The organism is Salinivibrio sp. VYel1, assembly GCF_009377945.1.
GTDB classification, from domain to species: Bacteria; Pseudomonadota; Gammaproteobacteria; order Enterobacterales; family Vibrionaceae; genus Salinivibrio; species Salinivibrio siamensis.
Map to the genome: position 1 here is coordinate 71,840 of NZ_RSAM01000002.1, position 15,030 is coordinate 86,869.

The window sequence follows — 15,030 nt, forward strand, 5'->3', positions numbered from 1 at the left end:
TAGCGAATGAGACGTTAACCAGATAAATTCCATGCAGATTTTGTGACTTTTTGTTTTTTTGTCCAAACTTACGTGCGACACATCGCCAAAGCGATACATGCTTATGCCAGGTTGCATGCAAGCAAGGACATGCTTGGTGTCAGGCTAGGATCAAAGCAAATGCTAGGACTTATAATGAGAAAAATCAGTGATCTGAGAGTGAAGAATAAGCTTGTTGCACTAATGCTGGTTGCCGTTGTGTTGCTGGCAGGGATCAGCGCGTACACCATCAACAAAGAGCGGGAGCAGTCTTATGCTGAACGGACGGCTTCCTTGCGTGCCAATATTGAGGTGGCGCAAAGTGTGGTGGCCTATTATCGTCAGCAGGCACCACAAATTGGCGAAGAAGAAGCAAAGGCACAAGCGATCGCGCAGCTTAATAAACTGCGTTACGACGGGAATAATTACTTTTGGGTACTCAAGCCCGACCTCACCGTTGTGAATCACCCGATCAAGCCCAAGCTAAACGGCACCAGTGCGGATGGGCTGACCGATGGTGACGGCAAGCACCACTGGCGTGAGATGGTGCAAGTCAGTCAAGGCGCGCAGGGCGGCGTGCTCGATTACACCTGGCGTTCACCTGAGGGCGAGATGAAGCCGAAAATTTCCTATGTGAAACGCGTTGATGGCTGGAATTGGATTATTGGCTCAGGCGTGCATGTCAGTGATATTGAAGCACGGGTGATACAATCTGCGTGGCAAATCGGTGGTTTAACCCTGTTATCTGGTGCTATCTTGCTGGTATCCGGTGGGTTTGTCAGCCGCGATATCGTGGTGCCCTTGGATGAGCTGGTGGAAAAATTCGATCGCATTGCCGGTGGCGATCTTCGGGTCGAGTGTGGTTATACCCGTCATGACGAAATTGGCAAACTCGCTCGGCGCATGGATACCGCGATGAGCAGTGTCCGCGAGGCGCTGCGTGTGGCGCATGATGAAGCCAAGCAATCATCGACCATGGCCTCCTCCATAGCATCAGCCAGTGAGGAAAGTGCACAAAGCATTCAATCGCAGCGCGCACAACTTGAGCAGCTCGCCACGGCGATGAACGAAATGACGGCTACCGTGGCCGATGTTGCCGATCACGCTGAGCAAACCGCGCAAGCGACCAACGATATTTCGTCGATGGCGGAAGACAGCAACCACAAGCTAGATAGCACGGTGGCCAGTATTCGTGAGGTGGCTGAGCGTATTGCCGCAGCGGATAAATTGGTGAATCAAGTGAAACAAGGGGTGATGGAGATCAGTGATGTGGCGACGGTGATCCAAGGCATCTCTGAGCAAACTAACCTGCTGGCACTCAATGCGGCGATTGAAGCAGCGCGAGCGGGTGAGCAAGGCCGTGGCTTTGCGGTGGTGGCCGATGAAGTGCGCTCGCTCGCTCAAGGCACGCAAAAATCGACCACTCAAATTCAAGGCACGATTGAATCGCTCACCAACAATGCGATTGAGGCCGCTGAGGCAATGACATCAAGTCATCAATCGAGTGAAGACAGTGTCAATACGGCGCTAGAAACCCAAGCGCAGTTGAAGGAAATGGTGAGTGCCTTACATGGCTCGAATGACCGCGTGGTACAAATCGCCGCGGCGGCAGAAGAGCAGGGGACGGTGTCGGAAGAGATGAACCAAAATGTGAGTAATATTCACAACTCGGCCAACGAAGTGAGCGGTGCGGCGTCGCACCTTGCCGAGCAAAGCCAGCTGCTTGCCGATTCAGCACGTGAGTTGGACAGTAAGTTGGACCGCTTTGAAGTGGGGTAATGGCTGATTGCGCCTAGCTGGCAGGTTAAACAACTGTTCGCTGGGCGTCGGCTCTTTGGCGTTACCCCCGGACAAAGCAAGACATAGCGCTGAAAAACGACAGACAAACAAAAACCGCCAGCATTGCCGGCGGTTTTTTCTTTAGGCGTTAACCCTTATTTATCTCTTACAGTGAAGAGGTAAAGGTACGGGTAATCACGTCTTGTTGCTGCTCTTTGGTCAGCGAGTTAAAACGTACCGCGTAACCAGAAACACGGATGGTCAGCTGAGGATAGTTCTCAGGGTGCTCCATCGCATCCAGCAGCATTTCACGGTTCATCACGTTGACGTTCAAGTGCTGGCCACCTTCTTGACCGCTTTCGTGGTGGAAGTAACCATCCATCAAGCCTGCCAAGTTAGCGCGTTGTGCGTTCTCATCTTTACCCAGTGCATTTGGCACGATAGAGAAGGTATAAGAAATACCGTCTTTGGCGTGGGCAAATGGCAGTTTACCGACAGATGTCAGTGACGCAACCGCGCCTTTTTCATCACGGCCGTGCATCGGGTTAGCACCTGGGCCAAATGGCATGCCGGCTTTACGACCGTCAGGCGTGTTACCCGTTTTCTTACCGTATACCACGTTTGAAGTGATAGTCAGGATAGACTGGGTAGGCACCGCGTCACGGTAGGTCTTCAGTGAACGGATTTTGTTCATGAAGCGCTCAACCAGGTCACAAGCGATTTGGTCAACACGCTCGTCGTTGTTACCAAATGCTGGGTATTCGCCTTCGATATCAAAGTCGATAGCAATACCGTCTTCGTCACGAACAGGCTTCACTTTGGCGTATTTAATCGCGGCTAATGAGTCAGCTGCTACCGAGAGACCGGCGATACCACATGCCATGGTGCGATACACATCACGGTCGTGGAAAGCCATCAGCGCCGCTTCATAGCTGTACTTGTCGTGCATGAAGTGAATGCTGTTTAGGGCAGTCACATACTGTTTAGCCAGCCAATCCATCAGGTGATCCATGCGGTCCATGACTTTGTCATAGTCCAACACTTCGTCAGTCATTGGCGCGTGTTCAGGCGCAACTTGGATTTTCAGCTTCTCGTCAATACCACCGTTGATGGTATAAAGCAGCGTTTTCGCCAAGTTGGCACGGGCACCAAAGAATTGCATCTGCTTACCAACAATCATGGGTGATACGCAGCACGCAATCGCATAGTCGTCATTATCAAAGTCAGTGCGCATCAGATCGTCGTTCTCGTACTGGATAGACGAGGTGTCGATCGAGACTTTGGCACAGAACTTTTTGAAGCCTTCCGGCAACTGCTCAGACCAAAGCACGGTGATGTTTGGCTCTGGGCTTGGTCCCATGGTGTATAGGCTGTTTAGGAAACGGAAGCTGGTACGTGAAACCAGTGGACGACCGTCAACACCCATACCGGCAACAGATTCTGTTGCCCAAATTGGGTCACCAGAGAAGAGATCATCATACTCAGGCGTACGCAGGAAGCGCACCATGCGTAGCTTCATCACGAAGTGGTCGATCAGCTCTTGCGCTTGCTCTTCAGTCAGTTTACCCGCCGCGATATCGCGCTCTACATAGATATCGAGGAAGGTAGAGGTACGGCCAAGCGACATGGCGGCACCGTTTTGGGTTTTCACTGCACCCAAGTAACCGAAGTATGTCCACTGAATGGCTTCTTGCGCGGTTTCGGCTGGGCGAGAAATGTCACAGCCGTATTTTGCGGCCATTTCTTTCAATTGACCCAGTGCGCGATGCTGCTCTGCAATTTCTTCACGCAGCTGCATGGTCATCTGCAGATCTTCGCCGTTTTCGAATTTCTCTTGCAGCGAGTCGAATTGGGCTTTCTTGTCTTTCATCAAGAAGTCGATACCGTATAGCGCAACACGACGGTAGTCACCGATGATACGGCCACGGCCATATGCATCAGGCAAACCGGTCAACACGCCAGATTTACGGCACTTCATGATTTCTGGGGTATAAATATCGAAAACGCCTTGGTTGTGGGTTTTACGATATTCGGTGAAGATTTTCTTCACTTGTGGGTCGAGTTCGCGGCCATAGGCGTCGCATGACCCTTGAACCATGCGGATACCACCATACGGGAGCATCGCGCGTTTTAGCGGCGCGTCAGTCTGTAGACCGACAATCTGTTCCAGATCTTTCTCGATGTAGCCGGCGTCGTGAGACGTCAGGGTCGAAACCACAGACGTATCAAAATCAACCGGTGCATGCGTCGCGTTCTCTTGCTTGATGCCTTCCATCACGCGCGCCCACAGTTTGCGAGTGGCGTCAGTTGGCTCAGAAACTAGGAATGATTCGTCGCCCTCGTAAGGGGTATAGTTTTTCTGGATGAAGTCACGAACATCAACTTCTTTGCTCCAGTTACCTTCAACAAATCCTTCCCATGCATTGGAAACGTGCTCAGACATGTTGCACCTACCTGTACTCTTTTCAAAAAGATATGTATTGGGACCAGGTTCAGTCATCGTCTTTGTCAGTATGGCTGACGCCTGCGACCCATCGATTTATCCGGATACCCCGCCCGAAAGCGGGGCAATGTTATTACAACAAAGATGGAATGCCGGGAATCATTCCGACTGCCAACATGGCAGCAATACAAATGATCACTGTGGCGGTTGGAATCACCAGACGGTCAACGGTAGAGAGCGTTGTCGGGCGCTCTTTATCACCGATAAGGCCGTTGTTGTCCAAGAGCATAGTGACTGCCCAACCAAAGACTGGGTTAACAGCCATGGAGGCGAAAATACAAATACCCGCTGCTTGGCTCGACTTGGCGTCTTTCACCATCTGCATGCCTGCTTCAAGCAAGGGCAAGAAAACACCTGACAGTAGCGCGATGGTCATCACGGGTGGCCAAGTGGCGACATCCATTGGGTAGCCAATCAAGGCAACGGCAATACATAACAGACCCAGTACAATGGCACCGCCAGGGATGGGTCGACGCGCAATCGCCGCCGGAATCATGTAGGTTCCCCACGATGAAGTGATGTTACCGCCACCCACAGAGGCACCGACGATTTGACGGATAGAACAACCTGTCATGGTGTCATCCACGTCCATCAATACTTTTTCGGCTTTCTTCGGATAATTTAGTTCCTGGAAAATCCGGTGACCAAGAAAATCTGGTGACCACATCGCTACCGCGAGCAATGCAAATGGCAAAGAGGCGAGGAAGTGCGACAGGTTAGGAAGTCCTAGCTGCCAGCCTTGCTCGGTTGAGCCCCACCAGTAAACCGGGTTGAGGTTAGGCACACCTGGTTGAGTAACGAACTCCAGTGAAGAGCCAGCACCCAGCGCGGTAGCAATCAGTCCGCCGGTGACCGCACACACGGGAATCGCGAGCCAGCGTTTACCGATGCGCGCCAAGAAGGCATAGATCACAATCGATACGGCGAGAATTAAAATGGAGATATAGCCCATATCAATCGCCGCGCCCCATGCGAGCAGACTCTCAATCTGGCCTTTTGCACCACCAAAGCCAAGGAAGATCAGCAAGCCACCGGCGACCCCTTGACTGGTCAAGTTAACTAATTTGGAGCCACCTTTCAGGTAACTGAGTATCAGGCCAAAGGCACCAATCAGAATCCCCAATGCCAATGGGTGAGCACCTGCTAACGCAATGGTCCCGACCAGTGGAATCATTGGCCCATGGTTGCCGGCCAAGTTGGCGCGTGGGTTAATAAACCCGCACAACAGGACACAGAACAGAAGCGCTGGGATAAGCATTTCTACCCGCGCCACTTCAACGGCAAACGCTTTACCCAAGGTGATGTGATCCCAAGCGGCGGTTAAACCATCCGCCCAGGACATCATCACAGCAGAGTACATGGCGATAATGCCGATGGTACCCGCGAGCGCTGGGACAAGGTCTTCGATTTCAAAACGGAAGTCACGGCCAGGCAAGTTTAAGCCCCAACGGCGCGGACGCATAATTTGTAGTTCGTGATTCAGGTAGTCAGCGCGGGAGGCAAATGAAGAAGCCGGCTTGTGCTTCTTTTGATATTCGCTCTTTTCTTCGTGACTCACACTGCGGTCTTGAGCATGTGTTGCCATAATTTCCTCGTCGTACAGAAAGCAAACGCTTTCGAAACAGTGGCTTAGCCAGTCTTTATGTGTTGTTAACGCTGGCCTTGTGGCCGTGTTCTGTTTCGTTATCAGCATGCTAACAACAGGGGGGGCGCAGAATGTTGACTTAGATCATTACCGTGTAATTTTTTTACGTGCTACGCCCACTTGTGCCGAGGTTTTTGACCCTGTGTTCCTCTCGTCTCGCCGATAAACCAGCATTTATGTAATTTAATTACCAATCTAAGCGGCGAATATGTGCTACAAAACAGTAAGATAAACTCGCCTGATGTAAAGCGGACGTGGTGGCATCCTGAATCTGTGTCAATAAATAAAGACAGCCACCGCTTGCTCGCTGTAGTGAATAAAAAAGATAGGTTATAGTCGATATATTGTCCTCTAAAAATGGGTCCTTATGGTGCGCCGATTGTTCCGCCTGTTTGTTTGTTCTCCCATGCTGATGCCAAAGTGGCGTTGTTTGAGCTTGGGTGTCTTACTGTTTTGCCCTTTTATGGTTGTCAAGGCTGCGGGGGTGGAAACAGTGAGCGCAGCGATTCAAAACGGCGACTATCAACATGCGCTCACCGAGGCCGATACGTTGCTGACTCCATCGGATCAGCAGGTGCTGGCACCCTCTGAGCGTGCGGAGCTGCAACGTTTGCAGGCTATCGCCCACCTTTACCTTGGTCAGCGCGCCGAAGCCTACCGAGCCTATCGTCTTGCATTGGCATTGAACGCGCTCAGCAAAGAGAGCGAGGCGGATGCGTTAACTGCCGTGATTAGCTTGGCGTTTCGAGTCGAGCAATATGAAGAAGTATTGAACTATGCCCGCCAGCTCCGCGATAAGCACACACTTCAGCCGACCTCTGCTCGCTTCGCGATGCAGGCTGCTTATGCGCTGTCTCGTTTCGACGTGGCGATTGAGTATGCGCGCCAGCTGAAAAAGCTCGGCGCGGAGGATGCATTTATCCTGCAAACCAAAGGGCTCAGTGAAGTGGCGCTATCACGCTTTAAGGCGGCGGCAGCGACATTCGATCAGTTGGTCAATCAACCCGATGTAGCCCCTCGTTGGTTAGAGCAGGCCGCACGCGCTCACGCCAAAGCGGGCTCGCACCAAGCGGCACGCCAGTATTTAGCGCGTGCCAATGCTGACATTGCCCTTTACCGGACTCTCTCCACCGGCCAAATGGAGCTGGGGGCCTCACAGCAGGCATTGCTATATTGGCAACAGGGATTACAGCAATTGACCCGGCTACCCACGCGTGATGAGCAGTTATTTCTGGTGCAGTGTTTGATTAAAACAGACCAGCGCGTGGCGGCGTTAAACCGGATCAGTGAAGTGAATTTGAGCGAGCCAGACAAGCAAACGCTCAAACTACAGGTGATGTTAGCGTATCAGCTTAATCATTGGCAGGAAGTGATTGATACCGCGCAAGTGGCGCTCTCTTATGGCCTGAAAGATGATCGTATGCTGTGGCAGTGGTTATCCATCAGTGCGATTAAAGCTGGGGACTATGCACTAGCAGACTATGCGCTAGAACAGTGGGAGGCGCGTGATCCTACCGGCCTTGCCGAGCGCTGGCGTGACACCTTAGAGCTACTTAAAGCGAAGCGAGCGAAACGTCGCGACGCGCGGCTGTCATAAGGTGAGAGGCTGCCTACTTTAAAAGCGCCACTGTCTTTTTTAGTAGGCGTTTAACTATGGTGTTCACAGTTTTGTTACGCACCGCTGATCGCATTGAAATGAAATAAATTGCACGTCTATCCCCTCCAACGCTAATTTTTGTCAGCTTTCACGATAAAAATAACCAGCTTTCTTCAAGTTAACTTCTATACTTACCTCGGTTAAAGCCGGTTTAGTACGGCTAATGGCTGACAAAGCAATTGTTGGTTTTTTCAGCAGTAAATTTTACGATTGACTTTTTATGCAGTAATAGTGACTATAATGAATGCACTTTAAAGGTTAACAAAATGTTGCTCATTGCGTTGAGGGGTGATATTTTCAATCCATACTCAGTGCATTTAGTGCGCTTTAACCACAAACACAACAGATTTCACGGATGACAGGAGTTAGCGCATGACGGATGCTGTGGCGCTACAGGTAAAATCACTTAAAAAAAGCTTTGGGCAGCATCAAGTGCTCAAAGGTATTTCCCTCGACGCCCACCGCGGCGACGTGATTTCCATTATCGGCTCTTCCGGTTCTGGCAAGAGCACCTTTCTTCGCTGTATCAATCTGCTGGAAACCCCCACGGGCGGTGAAATTTGGGTCAACGGTGAGTTGATCAAAATGAAAAACAACCGTGCCGGTGAGCCCATCCCCGTCAGTGACAAGCAAGTGCAACGCATTCGTTCGCGGCTGGCGATGGTGTTTCAAGGGTTCAATCTTTGGTCGCATATGACGGTGCTGCAAAATGTTATCGAAGCGCCCGTGCATGTGCTGGGTGTGCCTAAGGCACAAGCGATTGAAGAAGCAGAAGCGTTATTACACCGCGTTGGGCTTTATGAGCGCCGCGATTACTACCCAGGCCATTTATCCGGTGGTCAGCAACAACGTGCAGCGATTGCGCGCGCACTCGCGGTAGAGCCAGAAGTCTTGCTGTTTGATGAGCCAACCTCCGCGCTGGATCCTGAATTAGTAGGAGAAGTGCTGGGTGTGATGCGCTCACTGGCTGAGGAAGGACGTACCATGCTGGTGGTTACCCATGAAATGAGCTTTGCGCGCGATGTCTCTAACCATGTGATGTTCTTGCACCAAGGGTTAGTAGAAGAGCAAGGCAACCCGAAAGAGTTGTTTGATTCGCCAGAATCAGAGCGTTTGCAGCAGTTTATCTCATCGATTTATTAATCTATTTATTAAAAATATCAATAGCATAACCATGCAATAGGGCAATGCCCTGACAACATCGTAAAAACGACAGGAGACAGGAAGATGAAAAAATGGCTAGTTGCCGCCGCTGTAATGGCCGCGGTTGGGTCAACCTCCGTAGCAGCCAAGGATTGGAAGGTCGTACGTTTCGGTATCGAAGGGGCCTATCCTCCATTTAGCTGGACCACCAACGAAGGCGAGCTAAAAGGCTTTGATGTGGATATGGCCAATGCGCTCTGCGAAGAGATGCAGGCAAAGTGTAAGATTGTGGCCCAGGATTGGGATGGCATTATTCCATCACTGCTGGCACGTAAGTACGATGCCATTATCGCCGCGATGTCTATTACCGAAGAGCGGAAGCGAAAAGTTGACTTCACCAACAAATACGCGCTGATCCCTAATAAATTTGTGGCTGAAAAAGGCACGGATCTGACCTTTACCAAAGAGGGCTTAGAGGGCGTTAAAATTGGTGTACAACGTGCGACCACGCACGACAAATACCTGACTGATAACTATGGTGACTCGGTGGATATCGTGCGTTACGGCACCTTTGATGAAGCCTACCTGGATCTAAAAGCAGGCCGTATTGAGTCAATCCTTGGCGATGCGTCGGCACTCCAGCAAGGGCTGCTCGACAAAGAGGGGGGTGACGAGTTTGCGTTCATCGGCCCGTCACTGACAGACCCTGAGTGGTTTGGTGAAGGCTTTGGGATTGCGACACGTAAGCAAGACAAAGAACTGACCAAGAAGCTCAACCAAGCGATCGATTCGTTGCGTGAAAAAGGCGTGTATGACGAGATTGCTGCCAAGTACTTTGACTACGACGTTTACGGCGAGTAATAGGCAGGCGGGCAGCATGAAAGTGCTGCCCGAATCATATGATTGATTTGAAAGGTTACGAGTGGTCCCTGCTTGAAGGCGCATGGGTGACCCTTCAGGTTGCGCTGCTCTCGTTAGGTCTTGCAATGCTACTGGGTATGCTGGGCGCACTGGCGAAACTCTCCAAATTTGGCTGGCTGCGTGGGATAGCGACGGTCTATACCACGGTCATACGCGGGATCCCTGATCTGGTGCTGATGATGCTGATTTTTTACGGCGGTCAAATGCTGTTGAACAACAGCTTGTATGGCATCAATGAGTGGCTTAACGAATACATGGCCGGACAAAACCCCAATCACGACTGGACATCTTATTTACCTGACTATATTGATGTGAGTCCATTTATTGCCGGGATCCTAACCATCGGGTTTATCTTTGGTGCTTACATGGCGGAAACTTTCCGTGGCGCTATCATGGCGGTGGACGCTGGGGAAATGGAAGCCGCACGTGCTTATGGCATGAGCAGCAGTTTGGCATTTCGCCGTATTTTGCTGCCGCAGATGATCCGACATGCGCTGCCAGGCTTTGGTAACAACTGGCTGGTGCTGCTCAAAACCACTGCGCTGGTGTCGATTATTGGCCTTGATGACATGGTGCGAAAAGGCGCGTTGGCGGCCGGCTCAACTCAAATGCCATTTACTTTTTACTTTACCGTTGCACTGATTTTCTTGCTCTTTACCAGTATCTCGACCACGGGACTGCGCTGGATGGAGCGTCGTTTTAGCATTCACACGCGGTAGGTGACCATGGATTTTTCTCTCGTACTCGAAACCTGGCCGATATACTTAGAAGGCCTTTGGACCACCGTATGGCTGGTCGCCTCTGCGTTGGTGATTGGCTTAGTGGTCGCGGTGCCGGTAGCGGTCGCGCGTAATGCGCAATTCCCTTTATGGCGTTATCCAGCGTGGGCGTTTATTTATTTTTTCCGGGGTACACCGCTGTTAATTCAGTTGTATCTGATTTATTACGGCTTGAGCCAAGTGATCAATGTCGAGAATTCTTTGTGGCAGCACGCTTGGTTCTGCGCCTTGGTGGCCTTTGTGCTCAACACAGCCGCTTACACAGCGGAAATCATCCGTGGCGCGATTAATGGCCTCCCTAAAGGAGAGGTCGAGGCGGCGATCGCTTATGGCATGAGCCCCTATAAAGCCTTTTCGCGCATTGTGTTGCCGAGTGCGATGCGTCGTGCGTTACCCGCGTACAGTAACGAAGTGGTGTTTATGCTACACGGCTCAGCGGTGGCAGGGATCATCACCATTGTCGATTTAACCGGTGCCGCGCGGATAGTGAACTCTCGCTATTATGCGCCGTTCGAGTCGTTTTTGACCGCGGGCGTGTTTTATATGGCGCTGACATTTAGCATCCTTTGGATGTTCCGCTTAGCGGAGCGCCGCTTCCTACGCCATTTAAGGCCGCTTAGCTAATCGGCTCAATCTCAAATGAGAAACGCCGCAGTGATCACCTGATCATCTGCGGCGTTTTTTTATCCAACGCGTGCGCCTTGGGGCTTACTTAAAGGTCGCCCAAATCGGTGCGTGATCTGACGGTTTTTCAATCGCACGGAGTTCGTAGTCAATGCCGGCATCGATGCATTGGCTCGCCAGATCGGAGGTGGCCAGAATCACGTCAATACGTAGGCCGCGGTTATCGTCAAAGCCGCGGGAACGGTAGTCAAACCACGAGAACTGATCGTTCACGCTAGGATGCAGGGCTCGGAAGGTGTCAACAAATCCCCAGTCCATCAGAGTGCCCAGCCACTCACGCTCTTCGGGTAAGAAAGAGCACTTACCGGTGCGTAGCCAGCGTTTGGCGTTTTGCTCACCAATACCGATGTCATCGTCTTTCGGGCTGATATTAATATCGCCCATCACCACCAACTGCTCACTCGGATCACGGTCAGCTAAATAGGTCATTAAGTCTTGATAAAACTTACGCTTGGCGGGGAATTTGGTTTCATGGCTGCGGTTTTCCCCTTGCGGGAAGTAACCGTTGAGCACAGTGATTGGCTTGCCGTTTTCGTCTTCAAAGGTCGCCATGATCATCCGGCGTTGAGCGTCCTCGTCATCGGTAGGAAAGCCTTTTTGCACGCTGATAGGGGACTTTTTGCATAGCATTGCCACGCCATAGTGGGCTTTTTGGCCATAGAAGTGCACTTCATAACCCATCGCTTTGACATCCGCGAGCGGGAAGGCGTCATCATGGACTTTGGTTTCTTGTAACCCGATCACGTCAGGTTGATGCTTTTCAATTAAGGCTTGCAATTGATGCAAACGAGCACGAATACCATTGATATTGAATGAAATGATTTTCACGTGTGAGGCTGCCTTTGTTGTCTTGTTAATAGCAAGACACTTTACCAGCTTCGTTCAATGAACGGAAAGGCGGCCTCTATCTCTATAGGTTATGGAAACGCGCGATATGCGCTAAGCGTTAGTGCGCAAGAGAGAATTCACCTAAGCATTCGCCTTGGCTAAAAATAGTGCCAAGCTCGGTGCTGGGATCAAACTGCAGCGTCGGTTGGGATAGTGTCGGTAGGCGATGGAGCAAGTGCTTGAGGATAATATCCCCATTAAATTGATGAATCGCGACCTGCCAGTTGGCAAGGTTAGGGAGTGAAAAGTTAACTTTCAATGGCGCTCCTTACTGTTTTGGTTGTGTTGTTAGCGGTTTTCGTTTGTGTTTGCGCACGGCGTAAATGATACCAGTGACGCAGTCTGCCGTTAGTAGCGGCCATATTTTATCTCCATGAGTTAAATGATTATTGCTCTGCCCTCTCAGTCGTTATCCATCATGGGCCGCGCAAATGCGTCGGTTTCTTTGGATTGAGCGATCACCATCCATACAGTGATACTTACCAATGAGTGATAGCAAAAGGGCGTTTAACGGGTTATCAATCTAGGAAAAAAGCGAAAGTGGATTACTGCAGAGAGTCTATGCGGGAAATAGCGTGGTCTGTCTCGACTTTGACTTGATGTCTTTTGATGCTCCGTATCTAGAGCTTTGGCCACACTACAGCATTTCTTACGGATGTAAAGGGCTTTTTTAACAGCAATACGATCGCGATAGTGCTGTGTTTTTCCTCTGTGCGTGATTTGACATATGGTATTTCATATATATTATTTTTCGTATGTATTAGGAAGAGGTAATGCAGATGTATCACACACTCACTTTTTACAAAGCCTTATCCGAGCCCACTCGGCTGACCTCTCTATTGCTGCTCTCTCAGCATGGTGAGTTATGTGTATGTGATCTGATGGAGGCGTTAGCCCTAAGCCAACCAAAGATTTCTCGGCATTTGGCGGAGCTACGTAAGCACCAATTAGTTGTCGGAGAGCGTCGTGGTAAGTGGGTCTATTACCGGTTGCATCCAGCCTTACCGGAGTGGATGCGTGGTATTTTACTGACCACGGTAAAACACAATCCTGCCATGTTGCCACCTGTTGAACCAACGGCCTTAAACCAGACTTGTTGTGAGGAAAAACAATAATATGAATGATAACGAACTCCCAAATATCACGGCCGATGCGTTTGATATTCCGTCGGCTGATAAGTTCGCGGTTCAGCGCTCGAGCCACCGCCCTCGTATCTTGTTGCTATATGGTTCCTTGCGGGCGCGTTCATACAGCCGACTGGTGGTTGAGGAAGCGGCGCGCTTACTGACGGCGATGGGGGCCGAGGCGCGGATTTATGATCCTAGTGGCTTACCCGCGCCCGATAGTGTTGAACCTTCACATGAGAAAGTAGCGGAATTGCGCGAGTTGATGATGTGGTCTGAAGGGCAGGTTTGGTGTTCGCCTGAACGCCATGGCTCGATCACCAGTATCATGAAAAGCCAAATCGACTGGGTGCCTCTAAGTCTTGGGGCCGTGAGACCAACCCAAGGTAAAGTGCTCGCGGTGATGCAAGTATGTGGGGGCTCTCAATCATTCAATACAGTTAATCAGCTCCGTGTTCTCGGCCGCTGGATGCGTATGTTTACCATTCCGAATCAATCATCGGTGCCCAAAGCCTATTTAGAGTTTGATGAAGAAGGCCGGATGCTGCCATCGCCTTTTTATCAACGCATTGTTGATGTGGTGGAAGAGCTTATGAAATTTACGCTCTTACTTCGTGACAACAAAGACTATCTCGTTGATCGCTACTCTGAGCGCGTTGAGAGTGCCGATGAGCTATCAGCACGTGTCAATCAACGTCAGTTATAAAAAGGAACTACCACGATGTCTCAATCTGAAACCTGTGCGCCGTCGGCCGCCGAAAAGATGGGTTGGCTTGATCGGTATTTAACGGTATGGATTTTCCTCGCTATGGCCATAGGGGTCAGCATAGGGTGGATTTATCCAGAAGTGGCGACCCTCAGTGAGCGTTTATCGGTCGGCAGCACCAATGTGCCGCTGGCGATTGGCTTGATCTTAATGATGTATCCGCCACTGGCAAAAGTGAATTATCGTTTATTGGGCTCGGTCACGCGCGACAAAAAAGCCATCACGCTGTCGCTGATCATGAACTGGGTGGTAGGCCCTATTCTGATGTTCACACTGGCGGTGCTGTTTTTACGTGATGAGCCAGGCTACATGGCGGGAGTGATATTGATTGGTCTTGCCCGTTGTATCGCCATGGTCTTGGTGTGGAACGATATCAGTGGCGGTAACAAAGAGTATGGCGCAGCCCTAGTGGCACTGAATAGTTTATTTCAGATCCTGACTTACAGTGTGATGGCATGGCTATTTATCACCGTTTTACCCCCCATGCTGGGTCTACAAAGTTTTGTGGTGGATGTCACCATGGGCGACATCGCGCAAAGTGTGCTGATTTACTTGGGTATCCCTTTTGTAGCGGGTTATCTATCACGTACCGTGCTGGTCGCTAAAAAGGGCGAGCAATGGTACGAAGATGTCTTTCTGCCACGTGTCTCACCGATGACGTTAGTCGCTTTGTTGGCGACCATTGTGTTGATGTTTAGCCTCAAAGGGGAAGCGATTATTGCGTTGCCGCTTGATGTGCTGCGTATCGCTGTACCGCTAGTGACCTACTTTGTGTTGATGTTCTTTATTAGCTTCTTTGTGGGCAAAAAATTGGGGATCCCCTATGACCGCAACGCGTCAATTGCGTTTACCTCATCCGGTAATAACTTTGAATTGGCGATTGCGGTGGCAATAGCAGTCTTTGGCATTCACTCTGATCAAGCCTTTGCAGGAGTGATTGGGCCGCTGGTGGAAGTGCCGGTGTTGATTGCCTTGGTGAATGTCGCGCTAAGGATGAAGCGGCGCTATACGATTTAACATGAAGCTTTTATGAATTCCGGCCTGTCCCAGTTGCGTGCATGCTTGGGTTCATTAATATACGCATATCCATATATACAGTTAGTAAAGCGTTATGAGAGAGCCC

General features: G+C 50.6%; 13 protein-coding genes. 9 read left to right on the plus strand and 4 right to left on the minus strand.

Annotated elements, in window-relative coordinates; genetic code table 11:
• Nucleotides 1-174: 174 nt before the first annotated feature.
• Entirely contained in the window at nucleotides 175-1,797 is a 1,623-nt protein-coding gene (locus EHW58_RS02930) for a methyl-accepting chemotaxis protein (RefSeq protein WP_152794701.1), read from the plus strand.
• A 166-nt stretch (nucleotides 1,798-1,963) separates the two neighbouring features.
• Here EHW58_RS02930 and pflB read toward each other — a convergent pair whose 3' ends face one another.
• Together pflB and EHW58_RS02940 are read right to left on the minus strand one after the other, a co-directional pair.
• Nucleotides 1,964-4,240, minus strand: coding sequence for a formate C-acetyltransferase (pflB, locus tag EHW58_RS02935; protein WP_046073650.1), 2,277 nt, complete (start codon nucleotides 4,238-4,240; stop codon nucleotides 1,964-1,966).
• 133 nt (nucleotides 4,241-4,373) lie between these two features.
• The gene (locus tag EHW58_RS02940; RefSeq protein ID WP_077665960.1) at nucleotides 4,374-5,885 is read right to left on the minus strand and encodes a DUF3360 family protein; all 1,512 of its coding nucleotides are present in this window, start codon (nucleotides 5,883-5,885) and stop codon (nucleotides 4,374-4,376) included.
• Nucleotides 5,886-6,429: 544 nt separating this feature from the next.
• On the opposite strand from EHW58_RS02940, the gene EHW58_RS02945 reads away from it, so the two are divergent.
• The 5 genes from EHW58_RS02945 (at nucleotide 6,430) to EHW58_RS02965 (ending at nucleotide 11,069) form a co-directional block, all read left to right on the plus strand.
• Nucleotides 6,430-7,542 (plus strand): lipopolysaccharide assembly protein LapB, encoded by a 1,113-nt coding sequence (locus tag EHW58_RS02945; protein ID WP_152799339.1) that lies wholly within the window; start codon nucleotides 6,430-6,432, stop codon nucleotides 7,540-7,542.
• Nucleotides 7,543-7,974: 432 nt separating this feature from the next.
• Nucleotides 7,975-8,745 (plus strand): ABC transporter ATP-binding protein, encoded by a 771-nt coding sequence (locus EHW58_RS02950; protein WP_046073647.1) that lies wholly within the window; start codon nucleotides 7,975-7,977, stop codon nucleotides 8,743-8,745.
• Nucleotides 8,746-8,829: 84 nt separating this feature from the next.
• Nucleotides 8,830-9,606 carry an ABC transporter substrate-binding protein gene (locus EHW58_RS02955; protein WP_046073646.1) on the plus strand — a complete coding sequence of 259 codons (777 nt, stop codon included), beginning with the start codon at nucleotides 8,830-8,832 and terminating at the stop codon, nucleotides 9,604-9,606.
• A 38-nt stretch (nucleotides 9,607-9,644) separates the two neighbouring features.
• Nucleotides 9,645-10,385 (plus strand): ABC transporter permease, encoded by a 741-nt coding sequence (locus tag EHW58_RS02960; protein WP_046073645.1) that lies wholly within the window; start codon nucleotides 9,645-9,647, stop codon nucleotides 10,383-10,385.
• Between the two features lie 6 nt (nucleotides 10,386-10,391).
• Nucleotides 10,392-11,069, plus strand: coding sequence for an ABC transporter permease (locus EHW58_RS02965; RefSeq protein ID WP_046073644.1), 678 nt, complete (start codon nucleotides 10,392-10,394; stop codon nucleotides 11,067-11,069).
• Nucleotides 11,070-11,153: 84 nt separating this feature from the next.
• Here EHW58_RS02965 and xthA read toward each other — a convergent pair whose 3' ends face one another.
• Nucleotides 11,154-11,957 carry an exodeoxyribonuclease III gene (xthA, locus tag EHW58_RS02970; RefSeq protein WP_172969987.1) on the minus strand — a complete coding sequence of 268 codons (804 nt, stop codon included), beginning with the start codon at nucleotides 11,955-11,957 and terminating at the stop codon, nucleotides 11,154-11,156.
• A 118-nt stretch (nucleotides 11,958-12,075) separates the two neighbouring features.
• The gene (locus tag EHW58_RS02975; RefSeq protein ID WP_152794710.1) at nucleotides 12,076-12,276 is read right to left on the minus strand and encodes a hypothetical protein; all 201 of its coding nucleotides are present in this window, start codon (nucleotides 12,274-12,276) and stop codon (nucleotides 12,076-12,078) included.
• Between the two features lie 520 nt (nucleotides 12,277-12,796).
• Here EHW58_RS02975 and EHW58_RS02980 point away from each other — a divergent pair.
• From EHW58_RS02980 to arsB, 3 genes are read left to right on the plus strand one after another with little or no spacing between them, the layout of a single operon-like run.
• Nucleotides 12,797-13,132, plus strand: coding sequence for a metalloregulator ArsR/SmtB family transcription factor (locus tag EHW58_RS02980; RefSeq protein WP_152794855.1), 336 nt, complete (start codon nucleotides 12,797-12,799; stop codon nucleotides 13,130-13,132).
• Between the two features lies 1 nt (nucleotide 13,133).
• Nucleotides 13,134-13,847 carry an arsenical resistance protein ArsH gene (arsH, locus tag EHW58_RS02985; RefSeq protein WP_152794713.1) on the plus strand — a complete coding sequence of 238 codons (714 nt, stop codon included), beginning with the start codon at nucleotides 13,134-13,136 and terminating at the stop codon, nucleotides 13,845-13,847.
• A gap of 15 nt (nucleotides 13,848-13,862) precedes the next feature.
• Nucleotides 13,863-14,924, plus strand: a complete 1,062-nt coding sequence (gene arsB / locus EHW58_RS02990) for an ACR3 family arsenite efflux transporter (protein ID WP_077667524.1) — start codon at nucleotides 13,863-13,865, stop codon at nucleotides 14,922-14,924.
• The last annotated feature ends 106 nt before the right edge of the window (nucleotides 14,925-15,030 follow it).